The 25198-nt window shown below is 61.6% G+C and carries 19 protein-coding genes and 3 pseudogenes; 9 read left to right on the top strand and 13 right to left on the bottom strand.

Annotation, left to right across the window (positions count from 1 at the left end; genetic code table 11):
* Nucleotides 1-21: 21 nt before the first annotated feature.
* From PQR54_RS18430 to uvrB, 3 genes are all read right to left on the bottom strand, one after another.
* Complete coding sequence (locus PQR54_RS18430; RefSeq protein WP_408248123.1) at nt 22-354, bottom strand: cupredoxin domain-containing protein; 333 nt, start codon at nt 352-354, stop codon at nt 22-24.
* Nucleotides 355-532: 178 nt separating this feature from the next.
* On the bottom strand, nt 533-1081 hold the full coding sequence (locus tag PQR54_RS18425; protein WP_134456621.1) for an iron transporter: 549 nt from the start codon (nt 1079-1081) through the stop codon (nt 533-535).
* Nucleotides 1082-1412: 331 nt separating this feature from the next.
* Nucleotides 1413-3506 carry an excinuclease ABC subunit UvrB gene (gene uvrB, locus PQR54_RS18420; RefSeq protein WP_408248120.1) on the bottom strand — a complete coding sequence of 698 codons (2094 nt, stop codon included), beginning with the start codon at nt 3504-3506 and terminating at the stop codon, nt 1413-1415.
* Between the two features lie 461 nt (nt 3507-3967).
* Between uvrB and PQR54_RS18415 the strand changes: the two genes are divergently transcribed.
* A complete protein-coding gene (locus tag PQR54_RS18415; RefSeq protein WP_408248118.1) occupies nt 3968-5167 on the top strand; it encodes an amino acid aminotransferase in 1200 nt (399 codons plus the stop codon).
* Between the two features lie 216 nt (nt 5168-5383).
* On the opposite strand, the gene PQR54_RS18410 is transcribed toward PQR54_RS18415, so the two are convergent.
* Nucleotides 5384-6622, bottom strand: a complete 1239-nt coding sequence (locus PQR54_RS18410; protein WP_408248115.1) for a DUF3734 domain-containing protein — start codon at nt 6620-6622, stop codon at nt 5384-5386.
* A 10-nt stretch (nt 6623-6632) separates the two neighbouring features.
* Nucleotides 6633-7430, bottom strand: coding sequence for a 3-hydroxybutyrate dehydrogenase (locus PQR54_RS18405; RefSeq protein WP_168793197.1), 798 nt, complete (start codon nt 7428-7430; stop codon nt 6633-6635).
* Between the two features lie 222 nt (nt 7431-7652).
* On the opposite strand from PQR54_RS18405, the gene PQR54_RS18400 reads away from it, so the two are divergent.
* Both PQR54_RS18400 and PQR54_RS18395 read left to right on the top strand, forming a co-directional pair.
* Nucleotides 7653-8624, top strand: a complete 972-nt coding sequence (locus PQR54_RS18400; RefSeq protein ID WP_408248112.1) for a potassium channel beta subunit family protein — start codon at nt 7653-7655, stop codon at nt 8622-8624.
* Nucleotides 8625-8841: 217 nt separating this feature from the next.
* A complete protein-coding gene (locus PQR54_RS18395) occupies nt 8842-9687 on the top strand; it encodes a 23S rRNA (adenine(2030)-N(6))-methyltransferase RlmJ (protein ID WP_408248671.1) in 846 nt (281 codons plus the stop codon).
* Nucleotides 9688-9824: 137 nt separating this feature from the next.
* Here the strand turns inward: PQR54_RS18395 and PQR54_RS18390 are convergent, their stop codons facing one another.
* The 4 genes from PQR54_RS18390 to cueR form a co-directional block, all read right to left on the bottom strand.
* The gene (locus tag PQR54_RS18390; protein ID WP_408248110.1) at nt 9825-10865 is read right to left on the bottom strand and encodes an ABC transporter substrate-binding protein; all 1041 of its coding nucleotides are present in this window, start codon (nt 10863-10865) and stop codon (nt 9825-9827) included.
* 436 nt (nt 10866-11301) lie between these two features.
* The gene (locus PQR54_RS18385; protein WP_408248108.1) at nt 11302-11646 is read right to left on the bottom strand and encodes a hypothetical protein; all 345 of its coding nucleotides are present in this window, start codon (nt 11644-11646) and stop codon (nt 11302-11304) included.
* Nucleotides 11647-11876: 230 nt separating this feature from the next.
* The gene (locus PQR54_RS18380; protein ID WP_012432419.1) at nt 11877-12023 is read right to left on the bottom strand and encodes a DUF3563 family protein; all 147 of its coding nucleotides are present in this window, start codon (nt 12021-12023) and stop codon (nt 11877-11879) included.
* A gap of 304 nt (nt 12024-12327) precedes the next feature.
* Entirely contained in the window at nt 12328-12750 is a 423-nt protein-coding gene (gene cueR / locus PQR54_RS18375) for a Cu(I)-responsive transcriptional regulator (protein ID WP_408248669.1), read from the bottom strand.
* 123 nt (nt 12751-12873) lie between these two features.
* On the opposite strand from cueR, the gene PQR54_RS18370 reads away from it, so the two are divergent.
* Nucleotides 12874-13113: a heavy-metal-associated domain-containing protein gene (locus PQR54_RS18370; protein ID WP_408248106.1), complete on the top strand. Its 240-nt coding sequence runs from the start codon at nt 12874-12876 to the stop codon at nt 13111-13113.
* Nucleotides 13114-13124: 11 nt separating this feature from the next.
* Nucleotides 13125-14045, top strand: coding sequence for a dTDP-4-dehydrorhamnose reductase family protein (locus PQR54_RS18365; RefSeq protein WP_408248104.1), 921 nt, complete (start codon nt 13125-13127; stop codon nt 14043-14045).
* A gap of 120 nt (nt 14046-14165) precedes the next feature.
* Here the strand turns inward: PQR54_RS18365 and PQR54_RS18360 are convergent, their stop codons facing one another.
* The 4 genes and pseudogenes from PQR54_RS18360 to tnpC (PQR54_RS18345) form a co-directional block, all read right to left on the bottom strand.
* Nucleotides 14166-17792, bottom strand: a complete 3627-nt coding sequence (locus PQR54_RS18360) for an error-prone DNA polymerase (RefSeq protein WP_408248102.1) — start codon at nt 17790-17792, stop codon at nt 14166-14168.
* A 5-nt stretch (nt 17793-17797) separates the two neighbouring features.
* Complete coding sequence (locus PQR54_RS18355; protein ID WP_408248099.1) at nt 17798-19579, bottom strand: Y-family DNA polymerase; 1782 nt, start codon at nt 19577-19579, stop codon at nt 17798-17800.
* Complete coding sequence (gene imuA / locus PQR54_RS18350) at nt 19479-20318, bottom strand: translesion DNA synthesis-associated protein ImuA (RefSeq protein WP_408248096.1); 840 nt, start codon at nt 20316-20318, stop codon at nt 19479-19481. Before imuA ends, PQR54_RS18355 begins: the two co-directional genes overlap by 101 nt.
* A gap of 273 nt (nt 20319-20591) precedes the next feature.
* Nucleotides 20592-22160, bottom strand: a pseudogene (tnpC, locus tag PQR54_RS18345) (IS66 family transposase).
* Nucleotides 22161-22255: 95 nt separating this feature from the next.
* Here tnpC (PQR54_RS18345) and PQR54_RS18340 point away from each other — a divergent pair.
* The 4 genes and pseudogenes from PQR54_RS18340 to tnpC (PQR54_RS18325) form a co-directional block, all read left to right on the top strand.
* Nucleotides 22256-22585, top strand: a pseudogene (locus tag PQR54_RS18340) (transposase); the annotation flags it as partial.
* A gap of 161 nt (nt 22586-22746) precedes the next feature.
* The gene (tnpA, locus tag PQR54_RS18335) at nt 22747-23121 is read left to right on the top strand and encodes an IS66-like element accessory protein TnpA (RefSeq protein WP_408248094.1); all 375 of its coding nucleotides are present in this window, start codon (nt 22747-22749) and stop codon (nt 23119-23121) included.
* A gap of 97 nt (nt 23122-23218) precedes the next feature.
* Nucleotides 23219-23635, top strand: coding sequence for an IS66 family insertion sequence element accessory protein TnpB (tnpB, locus tag PQR54_RS18330; protein ID WP_408248091.1), 417 nt, complete (start codon nt 23219-23221; stop codon nt 23633-23635).
* Nucleotides 23581-25124 (top strand): annotated as a pseudogene (tnpC, locus tag PQR54_RS18325) (IS66 family transposase). The gene tnpB and the pseudogene tnpC (PQR54_RS18325) overlap by 55 nt, the downstream one beginning before the upstream one ends.
* Nucleotides 25125-25198 lie beyond the last annotated feature (74 nt).

Raw genomic sequence — 25198 nt, 5'->3', positions numbered from 1 at the left:
CTGCGCTCGCGTCCCAAGTCACTACTTCGCGACGATGACGCCCTGCGCCTGCTGGTGAAAATCGTCGAAAAACTTGTACTCGCCCGGCTCGAGCGGCGCGATCACGACGAACGAATCCGCGCCCGGCGCCAATACTTTTTCCTTACGCAACTGCACGCTTTCGAATTCGGCCGCGCCTTTGCCCGTGTTGCGCACTTCGATCTTGATGCGCTGCCCCGCCGGCACTTCGATGCGGGCCGGATTCAGCTTGCCGTCGTTCATTTCCAGCTTGAAGGTCGGCAGGTCGGCGGCCTGCGCCGCGCTTGCCAGCAAAATCGTGGCGGCGAAGATCGCGATCTTTCGGTTGATTCTCATTAGCCCTTCCGGAAAACGCGGCGCGTTGGCGGTCAATCGCCAACGCGCCGTCTGCTGCACTGGCTCGTTCAGCCTCATTCGGCCATTCATCCAGCCATTGGTTCAGCCATTGGTTCAGCCATCCACTCACGCGCGGCCACGCGGCAAAAGCGTGCTCACGCGTGATGATGCACGACGATCAGTAGCCGCCCTTCTTGCCGATGCCGGCGTACGCGAAGTCGTATTCGAGGGTGATCGGCTTGAACCACGGACCCACGCCGGTTTCCTTGTCGACGTGACGGCCGAAAGCCATATGGCCCGATTGCATCGGCGCCTCGACAACCATCTTCAGGTGATACTTGCCCGGGCCTTGCAGCTTGACGTTGTCGCCGTAGTGCGGGCCGTCGTTGGCGACCATCGGCATCAGGTCGCCCTTCTGCGTCTGAGTCGAACCGGCTTTCGTCAGTTCGTAGTGCACTTGCAGATACGGCATCCAGTCGCCTTCGGCGAAACCGGTCGGGTTGTTCTTGACCGCGTGAATGTCGGCTTCCAGGTGGATGTCCGAATCCGAGGCTTTGCGCATCATGCCTTCGGGTTCCATCGTGATCGGCTGCAGATAGACCGCATTGATTTCCATGCCGCCATGAATCTGCTGCTTGCCGATCGGATATTCCGCCGCCGCTGCCGAGAAAGCCGCGACTGCAGCCACCGCTGCTGCGCCACCACGCACAAATGAAGAAATCCGCATTGAAACTCCTTATTTTTATCAGACTGGAATCGAACCCATTGGAACAGTGCGTCGCGCATGCCGTGAGATGCAGCGGCCGCGGCGCTTGCACGCCGCGATCGGTCGCCGGCGGGCGGCATTACGAACGTTAATGCGAACCATTCTCAATATTGGTCGAGTTTATCATCGATCGCATGGGAGAACAAATGAGAACGCGCGGCAAGCCTTGTAGCAGCAGGGTCTTAAGGCGGACTTAAGGAAGCGCTGGGGAGGAAGTGATGCGATGCCGGGCGAGTGCCCCGCATCGACCCACGGGCGCGGCACATCCCGCACCGCAAAGCGCGCGGAAGACTTAATCGACGCCCGACACGTGATCGCCGACGTTCGCGCCGAACACGCGCTGGCGCAGCAACGCGAGCTGGTCGCGGGTCTGCGCGGCCTTCTCGAACTCGAGGTTTTTGGCGTGCTCCATCATCTGCTTTTCGAGGCGCTTGAGTTCCTTGGCAAGCTGCTTCTCGGACATGTCCTCGAATTTCGCGCGCGCCTGCTGTTCCTTCAGTTCGGCGCGGGCGTCGTCGACGTTGTACACGCCGTCGATAATGTCGCGAATACGCTTGACCACCCCGCGCGGCGTAATGCCGTTCTCGAGGTTGAAGGCGATCTGCTTGTTGCGCCGCCGCTCGGTTTCGTCGATGGCGCGGCGCATCGAGTCCGTGATCTTGTCGCCGTAGAGGATCGCCTTGCCGTTCACGTTCCGCGCCGCCCGGCCGATGGTCTGGATCAGCGAGCGCTCGGCGCGCAGAAAGCCTTCCTTGTCCGCGTCGAGAATCGCGACCAGCGATACTTCCGGAATATCCAGCCCTTCGCGCAACAGGTTGATCCCGACCAGCACGTCGAAGGTGCCCAGACGCAGATCGCGGATGATTTCCACCCGCTCCACGGTGTCGATGTCGCTGTGCAGATAGCGCACCTTGACGCCGTGGTCGGCCAGAAACTCGGTCAACTGTTCGGCCATGCGCTTGGTCAGCACCGTGACCAGCACGCGGTCACCCGCCTTGACGCGGTCGTTGATCTCGCCGAGCACATCGTCGACCTGGCTGCGCGCCGGGCGCACCTCGATTTCCGGATCGACGAGGCCGGTTGGACGCACCAGTTGCTCAGCCACCTGCCCTGCCGTCTTCTGCTCGTAATCGGCCGGCGTGGCCGACACGAACACCACCTGACGCATCTTGCGCTCGAACTCGTTGAATTTGAGCGGCCGGTTGTCGAGCGCCGACGGCAGGCGGAAACCGTAGTCGACCAGATTTTCCTTACGCGCGCGGTCGCCGTTGTACATGCCGTTCAGCTGGCCGATCAGCACATGCGATTCGTCGAGCAGCATGAGCGCGTCCGACGGCAGATAGTCGACCAGCGTAGGCGGCGGCTCGCCGGGCGCCGCGCCCGAGAAGTGCCGCGAGTAGTTCTCGATGCCCTTGCAGAAGCCGAGTTCCTGCAGCATTTCCAGGTCGAAGCGCGTGCGCTGTTCGAGCCGCTGCGCTTCAACGAGCTTTCCGCCGCTATAGAAGAATTCGAGCCGCTCGCGCAGTTCGGCCTTGATCGTTTCGACCGCGCGCACCACGGTATCGCGCGGTGTCACATAGTGCGACGACGGATACACCGTGAAGCGCGGAATCTTCTGACGCACGCGGCCCGTGAGCGGATCGAACAGTTGCAGGGTTTCGATTTCGTCGTCGAACAACTCGATGCGCACCGCCATCTCGGCGTGCTCGGCCGGGAAGATATCGATCGTGTCGCCGCGCACGCGGAACGAGCCGCGCTGGAAGTCGGCCTCGTTGCGGTTGTACTGCATGGCGATCAGCCGAGCGATGATGTCGCGCTGGCCGAGCTTGTCGCCGGTGCGCAGCGTCAGAATCATCTTGTGATATTCAGACGGGTTGCCGATACCGTAAATGGCCGACACGGTCGCCACGATCACCACGTCGCGCCGCTCCATCAGACTCTTGGTGGCCGACAGCCGCATCTGCTCGATGTGCTCGTTGATCGACGAGTCCTTCTCGATGAACAGATCGCGCTGCGGCACGTACGCTTCCGGCTGGTAGTAGTCGTAGTACGAGACGAAGTACTCGACCGCATTGCGCGGGAAGAATTCGCGGAACTCCGAATAGAGCTGCGCGGCGAGCGTCTTGTTCGGCGCGAACACAATGGCCGGGCGGCCGAGCCGCGCGATCGTATTGGCCATCGTGAAGGTCTTGCCGGAGCCGGTCACACCGAGCAGCGTCTGGAACGAGAGGCCATCTTCGACGCCTTCGACGAGCGTGTCGATCGCCGTGGGCTGATCGCCGGCGGGCGGATACGGCTGGTAGAGCTGGAACGGCGAGCCTTCGAACCGGACGAATTTGGATTCGTCCAGCGTTTCGTCGGCTTCAGTCAGATGTTGTTCGGACATTGGGGGCGGTACCGGGCCTTGGGGGCAAAGAACTATTCTAACGGGTTGCGGGAATCGAAGATCGAGCGGGTCTGCGTAGGGTTTTGGGGGAGTCGCGTGGGCCGGTTCGGATGCAATGGTGTGGCCCTTTGGGCACAGTCGCGTGGCATTGGCTCACGGCGACCGAACTGCCGCAACGAGCCCTGATTCCGCCCGCTGCGGGCCGCTTTCCGGCTATCTCCCGGCGGCTTGGCGAATAGTGCCGCTGTTGACAAGTGGCGCTGGAGTGCCTGTTTTTCAAGCAAAAAATTCCCTACGAGCGGCGTTGGCGTCCGAAAAATGGGCGCGAATTCGTTACAATGCGAAGCTGCGCTCGGTTGCCGCTGTCCGCCGCCCGCCCACGTTTTCGCGTCGGGCACCGCTGGTCCGGCCGGCCGCGATCGGAGCCGCCCTCTTCTCACTACTGCTGCTGCCCACCCATCATGTCTCTGTTCTCCGCCGTCGAACTTGCTCCCCGCGACCCGATTCTGGGCCTGAACGAAGCCTTCAACGCCGATACGCGCACCACCAAGGTCAACCTTGGCGTCGGCGTGTACTTCAACGAAGAAGGCAAGATTCCGCTGCTGCGCGCCGTGCGCGACGCCGAAAAGGCTCGCGTCGAAGCCGCGCTGCCGCGCGGGTATCTGCCGATCGAAGGCATTGCCGCTTACGACGCCGCCGTGCAGAAACTGCTGCTCGGCAACGACTCGCCGCTGATCGCAGCGGGCCGCGTCGTGACGGCGCAGGCATTGGGCGGCACGGGCGCGTTGAAGATCGGCGCGGACTTCCTGAAGCGCCTGAATCCGAACGCGAAGGTCGCGATCAGCGATCCGAGCTGGGAAAACCACCGTGCGCTGTTCGAAAGCGCAGGCTTCGAAGTCGTCTCGTATCCGTACTACGACGCGCACACCCACGGCGTGAATTTCGATGCCATGTTGAGCGCGCTGAATAGCTATGCAGCAGGCACCGTCGTCGTGCTGCACGCGTGCTGCCATAACCCGACCGGCGTGGATCTGAGCGTCGAGCAATGGAAGCAGATTGTCGAAGTCGTCAAGGCGCGCGACCTGGTGCCGTTCCTCGACATCGCGTACCAAGGTTTCGGCGACAACATCGAAGCGGACGCTGCGGCCGTGCGTCTCTTCGCAGCGTCGGAATTGAACGTGTTCGTGTCGTCGTCGTTCTCGAAGTCGTTCTCGCTGTACGGCGAGCGCGTCGGCGCGCTGTCGGTCATCACGGCGAGCAAGGAAGAAGCCGCTCGCGTGCTGTCGCAACTCAAGCGCGTGATCCGCACGAACTACTCGAACCCGCCGACGCACGGCGGCTCGGTGGTCGCGGCCGTGCTCGCGTCGCCGGAACTGCGCGCCACGTGGGAAACCGAACTGGCCGAAATGCGCGACCGTATCCGCGCCATGCGCAACGGTCTGGTCGAACGCCTGAAGGCAAGCGGCGTGGATCGCGATTTCAGCTTCGTGAACGCGCAACGCGGCATGTTCTCGTACTCGGGTCTGACGGCGCCGCAAGTGGACCGTCTGCGTGAAGAGTTCGGCATCTACGCGGTGAGCACGGGTCGCATTTGCGTGGCTGCGCTGAATACGCGCAACCTCGACGTTGTGGCCAACGCGGTCGCTCACGTGTTGAAGTAAGGTATTGGCGGGCGCGGGGTTTCGTTGCACGCGCTCTGCTGGAATTGGTTGTGGAAACGGCGCCCTTTTTAGGGCGCCGTTTTTGTTTATGGCCCGATGCAGTTTGCAACGTGCTTGTTGCTTGTTGCTCGACCAAAAGCCGCCTTCGATACTGCAAGGACTGCCACAATTGCCGCGACCCACTTCGGTCACACGCTACTCAGGCTCGTGACTCGTTCAGCGCGCATCCCGATGGATATCGTGCGTGACAAAGCCCGCGTCGTTATCCGGCATCTCAAGCCAACCGGGTTGCGCGAGCGAATGGCGGATGTCCTCCAAACCGCTTTGCCAATGTTCGCGCATCGTCGACAGGCCGAACTGAAAGTCCTTGTAGTGACCTTCGTATTCCTTGTGCCGGTAGATCAGATGGACCACGTTGTAGCGCTTCGAACACGACAGATCTTCGGCCAGCTTGCACCACGGGTCGTCACGCTGATCGGACGGCACGCGATCCAGCACCTCGCGCAACACATGCCGGAAACGCTGCGACCGCTGCAGCATATCGGTCACGAGACGCGTGCGGCTCGAATACTGAATGTCTTTCATGCGCCCTTGCACGTCGGTGATGTTGTCCGGCACCGGTCCGATCGCGCTCCAGAGATCGACCTGGAAGGCGAGCGTGTCGCGACGCGGCGTGGACTGGATCACCTCATAGAGCGGCGTGTTCGACATCAAGCCGCCGTCCCAGTAGTACTGACCGTCGATCTCGACCGCCGCGAAACCGGGCGGCAACGCGCCTGAAGCCATGAAATGCTCGGGCCTGAGCGTTGTGTGCGTGTTATCGAAGTACGCAAAATTCCCCGTGCCGCAATTGACCGCTCCCACCGAGACGCGCATTTCCTTCGAATTGATCCGGTCGAAATCGCAGAACGCTTCGAGCGTGGCCTTCAACGGCGTGGTGTCGTAATAGCTGGCCAATTGCGGCGGCCCGGACACCGTGGGCAACGGCGGTGGGAAGCGCGGCACAAAAAAGCCCTTCTGCCCCTCGACGATGGCGCCCACGGCCTGCGTTGCCGTAAAGGCCTTGCGTATGGCGTCGCTGGAATTGAAGAGCGCGTGCTCGATAAACGCGGGCAGCGGCGGCCCGAAGGCCGGCTGGCAAATCGTCTCCCAGAATTGCAGCAGCCGTTCAACGCGCTTTTCGGGCGGATTGCCGGCGATGATTGCCGTATTCAACGCGCCGATCGAAATGCCGGCCAGCCAGTTCGGTTCGATGCCCGCTTCGTAGAGTCCCTGAAAGACACCGGCCTGATAGGCGCCCAAGGCGCCGCCGCCTTGCAGCATCAGGGCGACGGTTTCGTACTTGGGCACGTGGAGGTGCCGGCCGGGATGCGCGGCAGGCGCCGGACCGGCGCCCTCGCCTTCCCCGTCGCCAGGCGCGCCGACGCGCGCCCGCTTTAGATTGCGTTGCGCCATAGGCCCCCCCTTATTGCATGTACCAGCCGTGGCTCACAATAAAAGACTGGCCGGTCAGCGCCGCCGTCGGGAAGGTGGACAGGAACAGCACCGTTTGCGCGACGTCTTCCACCGTGGTGAAGACACCGTCGACCGTGCCGCCCAGCATGACGCGCTTGACCACGTCTTCCTCGCTGATGCCCAGCTCCTTGGCCTGCTCGGGAATCTGCTTGTCGACGAGCGGCGTGCGCACGAAACCCGGACACACGACATGCGAGCGCACGTTGTGCTTTGCACCTTCTTTAGCGAGCACGCGCGAGAGGCCCAGCAGTGCATGCTTGGCTGTGACGTAAGCTGATTTGAGCGGCGACGCTTCGTGCGAGTGGACCGAGCCCATGTAGATTACGATGCCGCCGCGATCGTCCTTGTACATGTGCTTGAGCGCGGCCTTGGTGGTCAGGAAGGCGCCGTCCACGTGGATCGCCTGCATCTTCTTCCAATCCGAAAACGAATAGTTTTCGATCGGATTGACGATCTGGATGCCGGCGTTGGAAATGAGGATATCGACCGAGCCGAGTTCCGCAGCCACTTTGTCGATGCCCTGATTGACGGCGTCTTCGTTCGTGACGTCCATCGCCACGCCGATTGCCTTGCCGCCGCCCTTTTTGATTTCTTCAGCGACGGCGTTCGCGCCGTCCTGATTCAGGTCGGCGATCGCGACAGCCGCGCCTGCTGCGGAAAGAGTCAGCGCAATCTGCTTGCCGATGCCGCTTGCGGCGCCCGTAACAACCGCAACCTTGCCATTCAGATTCGTGTTCGTTGACGACATCCATAACCTCCATGCAGTTGATGAGCAATGAGACCACGGGCCGCGGGCGGCGTGAAGTCAGCCGGACGACATAGGCCGTCTGGCTGAATGCTGCACTGCGGCCAACGCTGCTATTGTGCATGAACCGCGTGAACTGCATCGGTAAACTGCGCATCGAAGCGTATCTCTTTAAACTGGACGTTTCGGCGGGATTCCGGTGGCATCACCAACAAGGAGGAATGCATGAATTATCGACGTCTGGGCCGTTCCGGCCTGCAAGTCAGCGAACTGTCCATCGGCTCGTGGGTCACCTACGGCAATCAGGTGGACAACAACGCGGCGCGCGAATCGCTCGCGGCCGCGCGTGACGCGGGAGTCAACTTCTTCGACAACGCCGAGGTGTATGCCGGCGGCAAATCCGAAGAAATCATGGGCCAGGCGCTCAAGGAACTGGCGTGGCCGCGCGTGAGCTACGTGGTGTCGACGAAATTCTTCTGGGGACTCGCGGAAGCGCCGAACCAGTACCACACGCTGAATCGCAAATATCTGCTGAACGCGATCGACGCGTCGCTCAAACGGCTGCAGCTCGATTATGTCGATCTGGTGTTCTGTCATCGTCCGGACCCGAACACGCCGGTGGAGGAAACCGTCTGGGCCATGAGCGACATGATCACTCGCGGCAAGGCGCTGTACTGGGGCACCTCCGAATGGAGCGCCGATGAAATCCGCGCCGCTTACGACATCGCGGAGCGGCATCATCTGCACAAGCCGGTCATGGAGCAGCCGCAGTACAACCTGTTCCATCGCAAGCGCGTCGAAGAGGAATACAAGCGGCTTTACGAGGATATCGGCCTCGGGCTGACTACCTGGAGCCCGCTTGCGTCCGGCTTGCTGACCGGCAAATACCGTGACGGCGTGCCGGCCGACAGCCGCGCGCAATTGCAGGGTTACGACTGGCTACGCAAGCAGGTCACCGACGCCGGCAAGAACAACGTGGTCGGCAAGCTCGGCGAAGTGGCGGACGAGTTGCGCTGCACGATCGGTCAACTCGCTATCGGCTGGATTCTGAAGAACCCGAATGTCAGTACCGTGATAACGGGGGCGTCGCGGGTCGAACAGATCGGCGAGAACATGAAGTCCGCCGACGTGGCCGCGCGGATCACGCCGGAAATCAAAACGCGAATCGAGGAAATCATCGGCGACGCGCACGACTGAGCGGACTCGGTGAGCGCGTAACATGGCCGTGGCGACATCGCGGCCATGGCCGCGTTACGCGTGCGGCCCGCTGCCATGCACGGTGAGCAACGCGGCGTCGCGTACAATACGCGACCGCGCTGCACACCGGCGCTGTGTGTCCATTGTGCAGCCGCATTGCATCCGCATCGCCGAATCCGCCTTGGAGCGGCACGCCCTCTTTCAGCGTCTCCTCATCATGCTCAGCTACCGCCACGCCTTTCATGCAGGCAATCACGCCGACGTTCTGAAACACGCCGTCGTATTGCAGCTTCTGCGCTACCTCGGCCAGAAGGACAAGTCCTACTGGTATATCGACACGCATGCGGGCGCCGGGGTCTACTCGCTGAAGGAAGGTTATGCGACCAAAACCGGCGAGTTCCAGACCGGCATCGGCAAACTGTGGGGGCGCAACGACCTGCCGCCGATGTTCGCCGACTACGTCGACGAAGTGAGCGCGCTCAATCCGGACGGCCAGTTGCGTTTCTATCCCGGCTCGCCGTATATCGCGTGGCGGCAGATGCGCGAACAGGACCGCATGCGCCTGTTCGAATTGCACACCACTGAAATCGACGTGCTGCGCCACAATTTCCGCGACGCGGGCCGCCGCGCGATGCTGTATGCGGGCGACGGCTTCGACGGCATTCTCGCGTTGTTGCCGCCGGCCCCACGCCGGGCGTTGGTGCTGCTCGATCCATCGTATGAGGACAAGCGTGACTACATGCGCACGCTGCGCTGTGTCGAAGAAAGCCTGAAGCGTTTTCCGACCGGCACTTATGCCGTCTGGTATCCGCAGGTGAGGCGCCCTGAGTCGCAGCGCTTCCCCGACCAGTTGAAGAAGTTGCAGGACAAGAACTGGCTGCACGTGAGCCTGACTGTCAGCAACCCGCCAGAGGATGGTTTTGGGCTCTTCGGCAGCGGCATGTTCATTTTGAACCCGCCGTATACGCTGGCGAAAACGCTGAAGGAGCAGATGCCCTGGCTCGTCAAGGCGCTTGGCGAAGACAAGGCCGCGCAGTTTAAGGTGGAGTATCGCGGCGACTGAGTTTCTTGTTGGGGGCTGCGAGCTTTTGCGGCCTCCGCGTGTACACAGTTCGCCGAGCCGGCTAGCGTTGTTTTCGCCAGCCACGCGCGCACGACGCGCGCGGCCCGTCCAGTTGCTCGGTCAGCCCAAGCCACCGACTACTTGAGCTGCGCGCCGGCCTTCCGGGCGAAGTCGTTGGTATACGTCGCGTTCAGGTCGATCTTTTTAGGATCGAGCCGGTTATCGAACGACGACAATGCGCGCAACGATGTCGCCGGGCCGTCCGCGGGCATCAAGCCGTCGGGCGAATAAGCGTCGCGCACGTTGTGAAACGCCTCCACATAAAGCGCCGAATCGTTGAGCAAATAGGCCGGCGGCACCATCTTCAGCAGATCGGCATCGCTCGCGCTCTGCAGCCAGTGATCCGCGCGCACGATGGCATTGGCGAGCGCCTGCGTCGTCTTCGGATACTTCTGGATGAAATTGTCCGAGGCATACAGCGTCGCCGCCGGCATTGTTCCGCCGAACACCTCCTGCGTGCCCTTCACCGTACGCGTATCGACCAGCACCTTGATCGCGCCGCTGCGCGCCAGCTTGGTCATCATCGGATCCACGTTGGAAAGCGCGTCGATCTGGCCGCCGCTTACCGCCGCGAGCACCGAGGCGCCGCTGCCCACGCCGATCGCCGAAATCTCGTTGCGCTGCACGCCGGCTTTACGCAAAGCCACGGTGAGTACGAGATCCGTCGACGAACCCGGCGCGCTCACGCCGACTTTCGCGCCTTTGAAGTCCGCCAGAGTCTTGAGCTGATCGGCCTTCGATTTCAGCACCGCGACGACGATTTGCGGCGCGCGCCCCATCAACGCGAACGCCCGGTAATGCTGCCCTTTCTCCTGCATGAACAGCGTGTGCTCGAACGCGCCGGCGCCCACGTCGGCGCTGCCGCCCACAACCGCTTCCAATGCTTTCGATCCGCCCGCGAAATCCTCGAGCGTGACGTCGAGGCCTTCGTCCTTGAAATAGCCCAACTGTTGCGCGGCGAGCACCGGCAGATAGTAGAGGCCCGGCAGGCCGCCGACGGCCATGGTCAGCGCGGGTTTTTCCGGTGTGTCTTTGGCAAGCGCGGCGCCCGGCAGCGCGGCGAGTGCAAGCAGCGTGACGCAGGCCCCGGCGGCCTGTCGCATCCAGTGAGTCGGCATTCGATGTCTCCTTGTTCTGTTTTTCGTTCGATGCGGTCGTGCCGGGCTTGATGTGTGGTCCTAGTCGCTGGCGAGAGACCGCGCGCGATGATTGTCGTCGGACGGTTGCGCCCGCGCCATGCGCCCAAACCCGAATGGCGCACGCGACGCGTCGGCGCATGAGTTGTAGATTCCTTGTCTGTGGTCGCGCCCAAGGCCGCGCTGTTGTCGTTGGTCGAAGAGGGGAAATTGGGTCAATTGACTGCACGCTCAGGCGGGGACCCGCGCGTCGGCGAGTTGCTATGCACGGACAGGCATTGACTGAGAAGGGAAAGCACTGCGGGGAGCAGTGGCGTCGCCAGCACTTGCCAAGTGCCGAGGCGCTGGACCGCGTTGCGATTGCGGCGGCGAACAGCCGCCACCTGTGGCGACCGGATCTGAGGCGGAGAGCGAGCGCCTATTGCGGCCGAGGCGCCGGACGAGGCTGCGGTTGCGGCGGCAACGTACCTCCCCCTGTGGGCAACTGTATATAAGGCGCCACGACGATCGGGATCGACGAATTCGGCGCCAGTTCGGCCGGCGTCGCGATGGGCTGCGCTTCGACGATCGGCTGATGTGAAAGCGGCGCGGTCTGCAGCACGGTTCCACTCTGGCCGTCGTTGATGCCGTTCTGCGAGTCGAGAATCACCGGCTTGCGCGCGCTGGCCGACGCGGCACAAGCGGTCGACATGGCAAGGACCGTGATCAGCGAGGCCGCAATGGTCACGGCCAGGATGGATTTGAGCGGACGGACAGGTGGCATGGGCGGACCGGTTGAGTTTGGGAAAGCCGGATTTCGCGGAAAACGCTTTACCTTACCGCGACGGTCGCCGCGAGGCTAGTCGATATTCGCCACACGTAGCGTTCAGGCGCCGTCCGACTGAAATACTCGCAGTCCAGATGTGACAAAGCCCCGCATGGACGGGGCTTGACGCTTTTACTGCTGTGGCCGCGCGATGAACGCTGCCGGGTCAAACGCGATGCCGATGAAACTTACAGCGAGTAGCCGTTGGTTTCGAGCGAGCGGATGCGCTGTTCGAGCTGGACGATGTCCGACGACGATGCCAGGTAGGCTTCGCGACGGGTGCGTTCAGCGGTTTCAAACCAGGTGCTTAGCTTTTCAAGTACGTATGCAAACATGATGTTCTCCAAGGATCAGATTGAATCCCCGGTGGATTGGGCATCAGGGATTTCCCGTAAAAGGGTTAACCCGGATTATAGCCCTATAGTGCAACCTTGCTAGTGAAATGCCCGCATGACGTGCATTCCGATTTGGAATGGTGCACGCGCGTGGTGCGGTCAAGTGACTGATTTAATTCAATTTGAGATCGGTTTTTCGCTTCAATCGATGTCACCCTATATTTTTACGCCCAATATTGGTGCAAACGCCACTGCGGTTGCGATAAACCTAAGCACATGGTTGCACCTTCAGCAAAACACAATCTCAAATCGGATGACAATCCTGCCCCGAAACCAGATCAGTGTCGGCGAGGCGCTCGATGATGGGACAGTCAGGACGGTCGTCGCCGTGACAATGGTCGGCGAGGTGCGCCAACGTGTCGCGCATGTCGGTCAGTTCGGCGATGCGGCGATCGAGTTCCGCGACGTGCTCCAGCGCAATGGTCTTCACCTCGGCGCTAGCCCGCGAGCGATCGTGCCACAGCGCAAGCAGCCGTCGAATATCCTCGATCAAAAAACCAAGCCGGCGCGCCTGGCGGATGAAGCGCAGCGAGTGAACCTCTTGCGGACCGTATACGCGATAGTTGGCGCTGGTACGCGATTTCGCCGCCAGCAAGCCGACACTCTCGTAGTAGCGGATCATTTTCGCCGTGAGGCCCGACGCGCGGGCCGCTTCACCGATATTCATAGCCGTTTCTCCAGTTGGTGCGTCGATCGTACACCTTCCCATGATGGGAAGGTCATCCACTGAATTGCGGATCGGCAGGCATAATTCAACCGTCGCACTATCCATTTTCCCGAGGCAATCCCGATGACGATCGAATTCCAGGTAGAAGGCATGAGCTGCCAGCATTGCGTGACGGCGGTCACGAACGCCATCCGCGAACACGATATCGGCGCGCAAGTCCGCGTGGATCTCGCATCCGGGCGCGTCGCCGTGGAATCGGCGCAACCGGCCGAGACGCTGAAGGCTGCCATCGACGAAGCCGGCTACACCGTGACGGGCATCACAAGCGGCACGACCAGCGGCTCACCCGGCGCAGCCCGTTAAGCGAGTTCATCATGTTCAAAGTTGCCGTCATTGGTGCCTCCGGGCTGCTTGGCCGCGCGCTCGTCGACGAACTGGCGCAGCAGAGCGATTGGCAAGTCGTCGCCACGGCATTCAGCCGGCCGGCGCCGGGGATGGTCACGCTGGATATCCGCGACGCGTTGGCGGTCGAGCAGTTCGTCGAGCGCGAAGCGCCGGACGCGCTGGTGATTGCCGCGGCGGAGCGTCGGCCGGACGTGTGCGAGCACGATCCCGCGCTGGCTCGCGCGCTGAATGTCGATGCGGTGCGCACCCTTGCCACGGCGGCGAACCGGCGCGGCGCATGGACGCTATCGATCTCTACCGACTACGTGTTCGACGGCACGCACCCGCCCTACCAGCACGATTCCGTGCCCGCGCCGCTCAACGCCTATGGGCACAGCAAGCTCGAAGGCGAGCGCGCGCTGACTGAATCGACCGACCTTGGCTGCGTGTTGCGTCTGCCGCTGCTGTACGGGCCGATCGTCAGTTGGGCGGAGTCGGCCGTGACGAGTCTCGTGCCTGCGATCGCCGGGTCGGCGGCGCCGGGGAGCAAACCCGCCGTCATGGATGCATGGGCGATCCGTTACCCCACCTTCACGCCGGACGTCGCGTTCGTGATCCGGCAGATGCTCGAACGGCATGCGCAAGGCGACGCGATCCGCGGCATCGTGCAATGGTCCGGCGACGAACCGATGAACAAATACGAGATCGCCGTGCGCCTCGCCGAGGCGCTGCAACTCGACGCGCATCTGACGCCGCAAGCTACGCCCACCGATTCGACGCCTCGGCCGCATAACTGCCACCTGGCGTCGACCCGCCTCGAGGCGCTCGGCATAGGCCGGCGCACGCCGTTCGATACGGCGATTCGGCAAGTGTTAGCGGCGTTTCCGTGGCGCGGCGCCGCGCAAGCGTAGAACGTTGTGTCTGGCAGGTAAGGCTGAGCGCGGCAAGTCGCCCGTGTTGCTATTCGACCGATGCGCGCCGGCACGACGGCCTTACGTCGTCCCAGCGAGCTTGGCTGCCATAGGCATCCCTCAATGAAAATCGCGGCTCGCCGTGGCCAGTTCACCCAGCCATTCGCTGTGATCCTCGAGGCGATGAGCGACGAGATGGATCACCTCGCCCTTGTTTTTCCGTTTCGCCGGGGCCTGATTCGCGCTCACTCCGTTGCCGGCATTGTCGCCGCCGGTCGCCACGCCGTCGTCGCGCTGCAAAACGCCGTAGACCGCCAGTAACGATGCGCCCAGCAAAACCTTGCGCTGCTTTTCCACCAGCGAGGGCCAGACGATCACATTGATCGAACCGGTCTCGTCTTCGATGGAAACGAACACCGTGCCGTTTGCCGTGCCCGGCCGCTGCCGCACGGTGACGATGCCGCACGCTCGCGCCAGCGTGCCGTGCTGACACGCGGCGAGTTCGGCGGCCGTGCGAAAACGATGCTTTGCAAGGCGTGCACGCAATAGCGCAAGCGGATGACGATTGAGCGTGAGGCCAAGGCTCGCGTAGTCGTCGACGATTTCGCGGCTTTCGGCTGCCTGCGGCAACATGAGCGGCGCTTCGGCGATCGGCGCGTCGCGCAGCAGTTTGGGCACCGTGTGCTGCGCCGTCACGGCCCACCACGCTTCGCGTCGATGTCCCGCGATACTGACCAGCGCGTTCGCCGCGGCAAGCGCTTCGAGATCGCGCCGCGTCAGGGCCGCGCGACGCGCCAGATCGTCGACATCGGTAAACGGCGCCTCGTTCCGTGCCGCCATGATGCGTTCGGCCGCCGCTTGCGAGAAGCCTTTGATCAGATGCATGCCGATGCGCACAGCGGGACCGCGCGCCCCATAAGTGTTCGACGGTTGAAACACGCGGGCAGTCAATCGCTGCGCCGCGCGCCGGACGGTCCTGCTCACCGTCAGACGCCGCAGCGAAAGATCGCGCAATTGCTGCGCGGATAGTACGGCTTGCTGACGATGCAAACAGGTTTCGTCCGCTGAGATCCGCTGCCCTTCATGACCACGCCTCTCGAATGTCGACTCCCAATCGCTCAAGGTCACGTCGGGCGGCAACACCTTGACGCCGTGACGCTTCGCATCCTGAACGAGTTGCGACGGCGAATAAAACCCCAACGGCTGACTGTTCAGCAAACCCGCCAGAAAAGCAGCCGGTTCATAGCGCTTCAACCATGCGCTAAGATAAACGAGCAGCGCGAAGCTCGCCGCGTGGCTCTCCGGAAAACCATATTCGCCGAAGCCTTCGATCTGTTTGCAGATGCGGTCGATGAACTCCTGCTCATAACCACGCTTGAGCATCCGCTCGTTCAAATCCTTCTGATACTTCGCGAGGTTGCCGCTGCGCCGCCATGCGGCCATCGCGCGCCGCAACTGATCGGCCTGCTCACCGGTATATTTCGCCGCAACCATCGCCAGATGCATGACCTGTTCCTGGAAAATCGGCACGCCGAGCGTACGTTCGAGTACGGGACGCAATTCATCCTTCGCGTAGTCGACCGCCTCGAGCCCCTGCTTGCGGCGCAGATAGGGATGCACCATGCCGCCCTGAATCGGCCCGGGCCGCACGATCGCCACTTCGATCACGAGATCGTAGTACTTGTTGGGCTTCAGGCGCGGCAGCATGCTTTGCTGCGCACGCGATTCGATCTGGAATACGCCGATCGTATCGGCATGGCCGCACATTTCGTAGACGGCGCGATCTTCGCGCGGAATATCCTGCACCCTGAACTTCGGAAAGCCGCGCCTCAAGGCGACGAATTCCAGCGCGCGCCGGATCGCCGACAACATGCCGAGCGCCAGCACGTCGACTTTCAGCAACTTGAGCGCGTCGATATCGTCCTTGTCCCACTCGATCACGCTGCGGTCTTTCATCGTCGCGTTCTCGATCGGCACGAGTCGCGACAGTTTGTCTTTCGCGATCACAAAGCCGCCGACGTGTTGCGACAGATGACGCGGGAAAGCGCGCAACTCCTTCGTGAGACGAATCAGATTCTTCGTGATGTGCGAATTGGCGTCGAAGCCCGCTTCGGCCAGATATTTGGCGACTGCATCCGTGCCGTCCCACCATTGTTGCGATTTGCTGATCCGCTCGATCAACGACACCTCGAGACCCAGCGCCTTGCCGACGTCCTTAAGTGCACTACGCGCGTGATACGTAATCAGCGACGCAGTCAGCGCCGCCCGATGACGGCCGTACTTCGTGTAGATATATTGAATGACCTCTTCGCGCCGCTGATGTTCGAAGTCGACATCGATATCAGGCGGCTCGTTGCGCGCGCGAGAGATGAAACGCTCGATCAGCATGTTCATGTGCACCGGATCGATTTCCGTCACATGCAGGCAATAACAAACGATCGAATTCGCCGCTGAACCTCGCCCCTGACACAGAATGTTTCTGGAGCGCGCGAAACTCACGATATCGTGCACCGTCAGAAAATACTTTTCGTATTTGAGATCGGCGATCAGCCCCAACTCCTTTTCGATCTGACCGATTCGCTTCAGGTCCATGCCCTTGGGCCAGCGCTCCATCGCGCCGGCCATAACCAGCTTGCGCAGATAACTCGACGGCGACTCGCCGGCGGGCACGAGTTCCTCGGGGTACTCGTACTTGAGTTCGTCGAGCGAAAAACGGCATAGCGCGGCGATACGCAGCGTTTCTTCCAGCGTATCGCGCGGATACAGTTTGCCAAGCCGCACACGCGTACGCATGTGCCGCTCCGCGTTCGCCTCGAGCGCATGGCCGCATTGCGATAGCGGCGTGACGAGGCCGATGGCGGTCATCGTGTCCTGCAACGGCTTGCGCGATCGGGCATGCATGAGAACGCCGCCTGCCGCGACCAGCGGCAAACCGCTCGCTTTTGAAATCATGCGCAAGGCGTCGATCTGAAGATCGTCGCTGCCCGTTTGCCAGAGTTCGAGCGCGATCCACGCCCGTTGTGCAGCGAACGAGGCGAGCCAATGCGCGCAACGCAGCGTATGCGAGAGCGTCGCCGAGCGCTGCGGCACGAGCATCAGGACGCAATCGGGTAAGGTTTTTAGATGCTCAAGATGGGGGAGCGAATCGGTGAAGTCGGATGGGCTAAGGCGATAGCGGCCCTTGTCCGCTCGTGATCGAGCCAGCGTGATCAGCTCGGAAAGATTGCCGTAACCGTTGCGGTTGGTTGCTAGCGCAACGAGGGTGCAGAAAGGCTCGCCGGCATCATCGGTCAGATTGAGTTCGCTGCCGATGATCAGGTGAGGGAAGGGTTTTAGTACCTCGGCTTCCGCGGTTTCCTGTTGCGCGGTTTCCTGTTGCGCGGTTTCCTGTTGCGCGGTTTCCTGTTGCGCGGTTTCCTTTTGCGACGCTTCGATTTTTGTCGCGTCGTCCGAAGGCGCTTCCAATTGCGCGGCTTTTGCCTTGTCCTCGCGCTCTTTCTGCTGACGCTCCCGCTCCGTTTTGATTTCCTTCAACGCCGTGTGAGCGCGCACGACGCCAGCCAGCGAGCATTCGTCGGTGATGGCGAGCGCGCTGTAGCCGCGCGACATCGCCTGCTCGACGAGCTCATGGGGGTGCGATGCGCCTCGCAGAAACGAGAAATTAGTCAGGCAATGCAATTCCGCATACGCCGGCAACTGAGTGGCGAGTGGCTGCTGCGCGAGGAATGACGGCTGGGTTAGTGGCATGATGGTCAGCCGAACAAACCCTGCAAATACCACTCGCCGTTAAGGCGTTCGCGGTATACCCAGAACATGTGACCGCGGTCGTCGGCCGCGACGTAGTAATCGCGCTCCACCCGGTTGCCATCCCACCACCCTGCTTCGATCCGTTCCGTACGTGTGAGCATTTTCAGCGGCCGACGATAGATGGGCCGCTGGTCGCGCATCATCAGGCGCAGCGGTTTGTCGAGCATCCAGACCGGGCGAGGCTGCGACGGCAACGCACTGTCGGGTAGATCGAGCGAGGTTTGGGCATCGGCCGGTTGGGAGTCGGATAGGCGATTGTTTTTTGCGTTGGCTGTTTCGTTTAGCTGTTGGGCTGCTTGTGTCGCTAGTGCCACTCGCGCAAGCGCATCGCCGTCTGCGCGCCCCTCCTCCGCCGATGCGGCGTGCTGCAATGCATCGGTCAGCCAGGCGTTGTCTGCTTTAATTTTTGTCCGGGCTTTCGCCGGCGAACGCCTCTTGCGCGAAAACGCTTGCGCCTCGTAGGCTTCGACGCGCATTGCCCGCTCGGGACGATGATCGTCCTGCACCGACATCTGCAGCACATTCTCCGGCCCCAATCGCGCGCTCAGTCGTTCGAGCAGACGCGCAATCGAATCGCCATCGGATTCGGGCATGGGAAACAAGGTGTCCGACTGCCCGGCATATTCGCCGATTTGATCCGCAACCAGCTTCAACTCGATGACCGGTGCCGCCAGCACGGTCTGATTCAATTTTTCCCGCAGCAACCAGATCAGATGCTCGGCATCGCGCGACGGTATGGCCCACGCGACCTTCAGGCTCGATGTCTTCGGCGCATGACGGGACGCCAATTCATGCTCGAGCAGCAACGTATAGCCGCTGAGCGCCGCGTGATGCGCGCTCAGCCAGCCGGCCAGCTGCACGATCAGCCGACGCGCGGCGAACAGCAAGGCATCCGCGTTGTCGACCCGCGAGGGCAATTCCAGTTGCGCATGAAACGACGCCGGCGCACGAAACGATTCGCGTGGATCCGGGCGCGTGCCATACGCCTGGGCCAGCAGATCCAGAATGCCGCTGCCGAAACGTCGCACGACACCGGAGCGCGGCAATTGACGCAAATCGGCCAGCGTCGTGCAGCCGACGTGCGCAAGCGCATCGCGATGCGCTTGCGTGACCGGCAGCAGCGATACCGATAAACCATCGAGGACACGCGCAAGCGACGTCTCCTTGACCACGTGCCAGCGATTCTTCTGCCGAACGGCGCGAGCCTGCGCCAATAGCCATGCTCCCCACGCAGTCGGCGCGCAGGCGATGCGCGCCGTATAGCCGAATTCCGCCACCGTGGCAGACACCCGCGACAACAACGCGCGCAAGCCGCCGAACAACCTCAACCCGGAGCCGACTTCCAGCAACAGGGTATGTGCTTCGGCAAGCGACACTTTCGGCGTGTACGTCAGCAATGCAAGCGCTATGGCTTCGAATGCCTGAGTTTCGCGGGCGGCATCGGCGGCAAGCAGTTCGAGCCCCGGCGCCAACGCCAAGGCGTACGAACGCGAATGACCCGCGTGTACGCCGGCGCGCAGTGCGTCGAGATCCGGCATCAGGATGTGGGCGTGATCGGCTAGAGCGTAACAACGCCCTTCGACGATGTCTTCGGCATCGTGAAGCTGGCTTGTCTCGTCGCGCGATTCACGCCGATTCGGCTTCGCGAGCGAACCATCCGGGAGCGGCGCGAGAGGCTTCACCGCTTCCAGCGACAAGAGTGGCAATGTGACTGCGATCCACAGCATGTTTAATCTCTGGCCCTTGATGGCCACCGACTCCGTTTTCCGGCAACAAGACACTTTGTAAAGGCAAAACGAGACGAAGAGGCTCGGCTAGCGGCGGCCCGCGACGCTTGAAGATGTCGATCGACAAACCAATCTCCTGCAGCCATTGACGACGGTTGATCGTCTGCGCATTGGCCGGCAAGAGCGGCTCGCAGATCATTCGCAATGGCGCCGGGGAAGATTGCGTGGCGGCCTCGACAGGCCGGATTAAAAATGCCAGCGATGCCGACTCCTGAGCCGCCACTTGCAGACGCCTGACCTTGTCGGCGCGCGCATTCGGCAGCCAAACCAGGACCGCGCCGATGCCATCCTGTTTCAAGGCCTGAGCAGCGGCCCACAATGCCTGGTCTTCACTCGATCGGACCCATAAAACTCGCTCGACATCGACACCCCAAGCTCTCAATGCGGCAGCGCATGGCTGATACGGAGGCGCCACGAGCATGACATGCCGCTTGGCGTGCTTCGTCAGATGACAAAGCGCAGGGGCAAGCAGACGTACTTCACCCACTCCACCGTGCTCGATCAACAATTCCGTCAGACCGCCAGCTGACCAGCCTTGCCCCGGCAACAAACAATCCAGCGCGGCATAGCCGCTGGAAATCACACGCGAGTCTGCCTCGGCAAGCTCATTGCCCTGCCACACCTGACGCCGTAATTGGGACGACAGGGCGGACGTCGCAAGCTGAATCGCTGCTGCCATAGACACGCTCTTGAATTAGGGAATGCTCCGCCCTGCCCGGCATCGAGCAAGCATGGGGTGACGAGTTTTCACTGTATATTTATACAGTATTTTGGAGTGAATGTTAAGACGCAGGTATGCTGCCCGACTGTCGCTGTCGCAGGAGGGGCTTGAGGAAGGGATGAATGCTTTTTTAGGACGTAAGCGTCATGGCAGCACCGTCTAGACAGGTCTGCGAGATAGCCAATGTGGTTCCCATCAGAATATGGTGGGAACCACATTGATGTTGAGGCTTCAGGCTGAACTCTTCGGGAAATGCGATATCAACCAGGACAGTTGGGGTGCGACGGCCCACGGCACAGTTCGTTGATGCGGTCGATCGGATGCTCGGCGATGTGGGTGAGAACGTGATGCAGATACGCTTTGGGATCGATGCCGCTGAGTTTGGCCGTGCCGAGAGGCTGAAATTACGGCAGCACGTTCGCCTTCAGAATCCGCGCCGGCGAACAGATAGTTGCGGCGCCCGATTGCAACGCCGCGCAGGGCACGTTCGACGGGCAGATTGTCGATCTCGATTCGACCGTCATCGCAGTAGCGCGTGAGCGCCTCCCAGCGGTTAAGGGCATACAGGATTGCCTGCTCGTATCTGACTTGCGCGAGAGCGTGGCGAGCATCTCGCCCAGCCATGTATGAAGCCGGGCGAGCAAGGGTCTCGCCGTGTCTGGCGGTAGGCCCGACGTTCATCAGGTGGCTTGCCCCGGATCTTCTCCTCAATGCTGTATAGCGCGCCGATACGCTCGAGCGTTTCGGTGTCGAAGGCATTCGTTCGCGACACATGCAGTTCGCAGATCTGACGTCTGGCATGGGCCCAGCACGCTGCTTCGACGACACGCCCGGTTTCATAGATCATCGCCCGGTAACCGCCATAGGGACCGGCCTGCAGCGTTCCGGCAAATGATGCGAGGTGCCGCTGCGGATGAATGCCCTTGCGGTCCGGTGTATAGGCAAACCATACCGCGGCCGGTGTGATATCGCCCGAAGCCCGGTCGTCGCGGACATAGACCCGCAGTCACCCGGTTCTGGTCGTGGCGTCACCCGGCGCGAGCACGGGCACGGGCACGGGCACGGGCCCGTATATCGTCGCGTGCAGGTTCGAAGCCGTCATCACGTGTCGCCGGATTGCTTCGACGAGCGGTCGCAGCAACGCTGCACATGGCCAAACACCGAGCCAGCGTTGAACGCTCAAGCTCGACGCCTTCACGGGCATAGATAACTGACTGCCCGCAAAGTGGTAAATGATCGGCGAACTTCGCCACGAGCACATGCGCCGGCAATCCGGGCCTGCCAGACTACGCTCGATGGGGGCCCCGGCACGCTCGCCTGAGCGATGTGATCACAACAGGTGCATGCGAATTTGGGTCGCACATGACGGACCACGCTGAAGCTCTTCGGCACTTCCAGTTGCTCGGAGATGTCCTCGCCGATCTGCTTCATCACGGCGCCGCAGTGCGTGCAGACCCCGGCCGACTCAGGGAGGTGTGTGCGTGCCGCGTGGCAGATGGTCGGGTAGCGGTTTGCGCTGCGGCCGTTCGCGCGCAGCGGGTGGTGTCTTCGGGATCAAACAGGCGCTGCGCCTTCGTCGGCCTGCAGATCCTCCTCGCAGAGTTCAAGCTGCTCGCTCTGGCGATCGAGCTTCTCCGACTTGCGGCCGATCTGCATGCGCCGCAGCTTTGCAATCAGAAGGTCGAGGTGCTCGGCTTCCGCAGCGCGAGGGGCAAGCGCTGCCTTCTGCGAATCGACCGTCTCTTGCGGGTGTGCGACCTGCGCGTCGCGTTCATACAGCCTTGCATCGTAAGCGCGCAGAAATGGGCGTCTAGCACTCAGCGATCTGGCCGTGCACGCTATGTCCACTGATTTGAACTGACCCCGCAAAGTTAGACACTTTTGCAGGGAGTCTTGTGGGCAAGTATTCGGAAGAGACGAAGCTCGTGGTCGTCGAGGATTATTGTTCGGGAACGGCGGGGCTCAAAGTCGTTGCTCGCCGCCACGACGTGAATGTTGCGTCACTACGCAAATGGGTGGCTGGTTATCGTTCGCATGGTGCTGCAGGCGTCAGGGAAAAGGTGCGGGTTACCTATAGCTTAAAATTCAAGCTGTCGGTGTTGCGACGCATGCGTGACGAGCGCCTTTCCTGTCGGCAGGCCGCCGCGCTGTTTGACATTCGCAACTTCAATATTATCGCTACATGGGAGCGCAACTACGATCAGGGCGGACTGGAGGCCTTGTCTCCGCACGCTTCCTTAAGCCGCAAGAAGATGACAAAGCATCAGACCACAGAATCCCCGATCGGACTCAACTCGGTCAGGCGTAGCCATTTAACCGTCCAACTTCTGGGGGTCAGTCCAATTTTCAGTGGACACCTTATGACAGAACAACACTCAGATACGTCGTGCCTGAAGGTCGTCACCGTGGGCAAAGACGGCAAACGCCGTTTGACAGGCAAACGAAACAGCGGCTGGTCGAGGCCTGCCTCGAGCCAGGGGCGTCAGTAGCGGGGCTCGCACTCAGACACGGAGTCAATGCGAACCTGCTGCACAAATGGATCAAGCTACACCAGCAACGGCTTGCTATTGCTTCAACGCAGTCGCCGACGGCAGAGCTGGCATTCGTGCCGGTCGTCAGGGTCAGCAGCGAACAGGCGCTCGTCGAGCTCGAGAGCAAACCTGCGATGTCTTTTCCGCCGGAGACGACGACTAGTATGCCGACGGATCGAGCGGCCTCGTCGACGGTGACAGTCCTGATGCCCAACGGCATCACGCTCTAGCTCGAATGCATCGGCAACAACGCGGCGCTGCTATCGGCAATGATCGAAACGCTGGGACGGTGCAATGTTTCGACTGGACGATGAGCTGAAGGTCTACGTGCATCGCGACGCCGTCGATTTCCGCAAGAGCATCAACGGCCTGGCAGCCATCGTCGAGCAATCGATGAAGCTCGATCCATTCGCGCGCGCAGTGTACGTCTTCAGCAATCAGCGGCGCGACCGTATCAAGATGCTGCTGTGGGACCATAACGGCTTCTGGCTTCTCATGAAGCGGCTCGAGCAGGACCGCTTCGTCTGGCCGCGCCAGGAAGCGGTGCTCAAGCTACGAACGGAGCAACTTCACTGGTTGCTTGACGGCATCGACCTCGAAGCAATGCGCGCGCATCCGACACGCTATTATCAGCGCGTGACCTTAAACGCGAACCAGCATCGCTGGTCGCATCTGACGATGCCGCCACCATCTTCATCCCCCACCGACGAGCTGCAGTGCTACGCGCAGAACTCGCTGCCATGAAGAGCGAGTTGCGTGTGGTGACAGTCGAACGTGACTTGCTGCGCGAGAAGCTCAAAAGGCCTATCAGCGACAACTGCTTGCCGCAAAGCGCGAGGTGCGCGGCGTTGAGCAGCGCCATCTGTTCCTGAACGAAGCAGAGGCGCTTGCAACGGGATGCGAGCCGGCGCAGGAAACGGAGGCGGAGCCGAGCATCGAGGTCGGCGCGCACGAACGCAAGAAGCGCGGGCGCAAACCGTTGGACGCTATGCTGCCTCGCGAGATCGTGCGTCATGAATTGCCCGAATCAGAACGCGTGTGCGCACACGACGGCTACGCACTGGTCGAGATCGGTGCCGAGATCAGCGAGCAACTTGATATCGTGCCGCAGCAGGTTCACGTCATTCAACACCAGCGAATCAAATACGCGTGCCCTTGTTGTGACCTCGGCATCAAGGTGACGCCAGCACCATCCCGTGTCATCCCGAAGGGGTACTCACCGAATCGGCACTTGCATGGGTGGTTGTGAGTAAATTCGCTGATGCGCTGCCGCTGTATCGCATCGCCGCGTTACTGCACCGGTTCGGTGGCGATCTCTCACGGGGCACGCTGGCAGCCAGCGCAGTGCGCGTCGGCACGGCCGTGCAGCCGCTTATCAATCTGATGCGCGATCACCTGCTTGAGGCCGACATCATCTACGGTGATGAAACGACTGTGCAGGTACTGAAAGAGCCAGGCCGTGCCGCACAACGCAAGAGTTACATGTGGGGACAGATGAGCGGCACTGGTCCGCCCGTCCGGTTGTTCAGTTACAGCCCGACGCGCAGCGCGGCACAGGCCGCGGCGCTCTATGCTGGCATCAAACCCGGCGCGGCGTTGATGACTGACGGTTATGAGCCATACAACGATGTCGCGGACACCAATCAATTGGAGCATCTGGGCTGCTGGGCGCATGCGCCGCTACATGATCGAGGCGGAAGAGAACCTGCCGAAGGCGCAGCGTGGTCGCGAACATCCCGTCAGCGAATTCATTCGGTTGATCGGGCAGCTCTTCGCGATCGAATCGCGCTGCCAGAATATGACGCCAGCGGATCGGTTGCCCGTGAGACAGCGCGAGAGTCGCGTGACCCTCGAGCAAATCGAGGAACTGCTCCTGCGCCAGTTGCACGCTGTGTTGCCACAAAGCGCCTTCGGCAAAGCGCTGCACTACTTGCAGGGCCAGTGGCCGAAGCTCGTTCGATACGTCGAGAGCGGCGCGTGGCCGATCTCCAACAATGCTTGCGAGAACGCGATCAGGCCGTTCACGGTCGGGCGAAAAAACTGGCTCTTCTACGACACAGTCGCCGGCGCGAATGCCGCAGCCAACGTGTATTCGCTGATCGAAACGTGTAAGGCAAACAGCGTCGAACCGTACGGCCATCTCGTCGCGCTGTTCAAGGCAATCCCGCTCGCACACAGCGTCGACGACTATGACGCCCTGTTGCCGTGGCGGGTCGTCGCCTCAACAGACTGACGCACACCCGGGCGCCTCGCGCAAGCCACGTCGTCTAATGAGCGCTTACTCTGGAACTGACGGGCTACGCAAAC

Origin of the sequence: Paraburkholderia phytofirmans (assembly GCF_046028095.1) — a bacterium.
GTDB classification, from domain to species: Bacteria; Pseudomonadota; Gammaproteobacteria; order Burkholderiales; family Burkholderiaceae; genus Paraburkholderia; species Paraburkholderia phytofirmans_A.
Note: the sequence above shows the minus strand (reverse complement) of the source record. Positions and strands in the feature narration are given on the sequence as shown.

What these genes read in the sequence shown, in the direction of transcription:
- PQR54_RS18430 (WP_408248123.1), bottom strand. Translation starts at nt 354, where the DNA reads ATGAGAATCAACCGAAAGATCGCGATCTTCGCCGCCACGATTTTGCTG.
- PQR54_RS18425 (WP_134456621.1), bottom strand. Translation starts at nt 1,081, where the DNA reads ATGCGGATTTCTTCATTTGTGCGTGGTGGCGCAGCAGCGGTGGCTGCA.
- uvrB (WP_408248120.1), bottom strand. Translation starts at nt 3,506, where the DNA reads ATGTCCGAACAACATCTGACTGAAGCCGACGAAACGCTGGACGAATCC.
- PQR54_RS18415 (WP_408248118.1), top strand. Translation starts at nt 3,968, where the DNA reads ATGTCTCTGTTCTCCGCCGTCGAACTTGCTCCCCGCGACCCGATTCTG.
- PQR54_RS18410 (WP_408248115.1), bottom strand. Translation starts at nt 6,622, where the DNA reads ATGGCGCAACGCAATCTAAAGCGGGCGCGCGTCGGCGCGCCTGGCGAC.
- PQR54_RS18405 (WP_168793197.1), bottom strand. Translation starts at nt 7,430, where the DNA reads ATGTCGTCAACGAACACGAATCTGAATGGCAAGGTTGCGGTTGTTACG.
- PQR54_RS18400 (WP_408248112.1), top strand. Translation starts at nt 7,653, where the DNA reads ATGAATTATCGACGTCTGGGCCGTTCCGGCCTGCAAGTCAGCGAACTG.
- PQR54_RS18395 (WP_408248671.1), top strand. Translation starts at nt 8,842, where the DNA reads ATGCTCAGCTACCGCCACGCCTTTCATGCAGGCAATCACGCCGACGTT.
- PQR54_RS18390 (WP_408248110.1), bottom strand. Translation starts at nt 10,865, where the DNA reads ATGCCGACTCACTGGATGCGACAGGCCGCCGGGGCCTGCGTCACGCTG.
- PQR54_RS18385 (WP_408248108.1), bottom strand. Translation starts at nt 11,646, where the DNA reads ATGCCACCTGTCCGTCCGCTCAAATCCATCCTGGCCGTGACCATTGCG.
- PQR54_RS18380 (WP_012432419.1), bottom strand. Translation starts at nt 12,023, where the DNA reads ATGTTTGCATACGTACTTGAAAAGCTAAGCACCTGGTTTGAAACCGCT.
- cueR (WP_408248669.1), bottom strand. Translation starts at nt 12,750, where the DNA reads ATGAATATCGGTGAAGCGGCCCGCGCGTCGGGCCTCACGGCGAAAATG.
- PQR54_RS18370 (WP_408248106.1), top strand. Translation starts at nt 12,874, where the DNA reads ATGACGATCGAATTCCAGGTAGAAGGCATGAGCTGCCAGCATTGCGTG.
- PQR54_RS18365 (WP_408248104.1), top strand. Translation starts at nt 13,125, where the DNA reads ATGTTCAAAGTTGCCGTCATTGGTGCCTCCGGGCTGCTTGGCCGCGCG.
- PQR54_RS18360 (WP_408248102.1), bottom strand. Translation starts at nt 17,792, where the DNA reads ATGCCACTAACCCAGCCGTCATTCCTCGCGCAGCAGCCACTCGCCACT.
- PQR54_RS18355 (WP_408248099.1), bottom strand. Translation starts at nt 19,579, where the DNA reads ATGCTGTGGATCGCAGTCACATTGCCACTCTTGTCGCTGGAAGCGGTG.
- imuA (WP_408248096.1), bottom strand. Translation starts at nt 20,318, where the DNA reads ATGGCAGCAGCGATTCAGCTTGCGACGTCCGCCCTGTCGTCCCAATTA.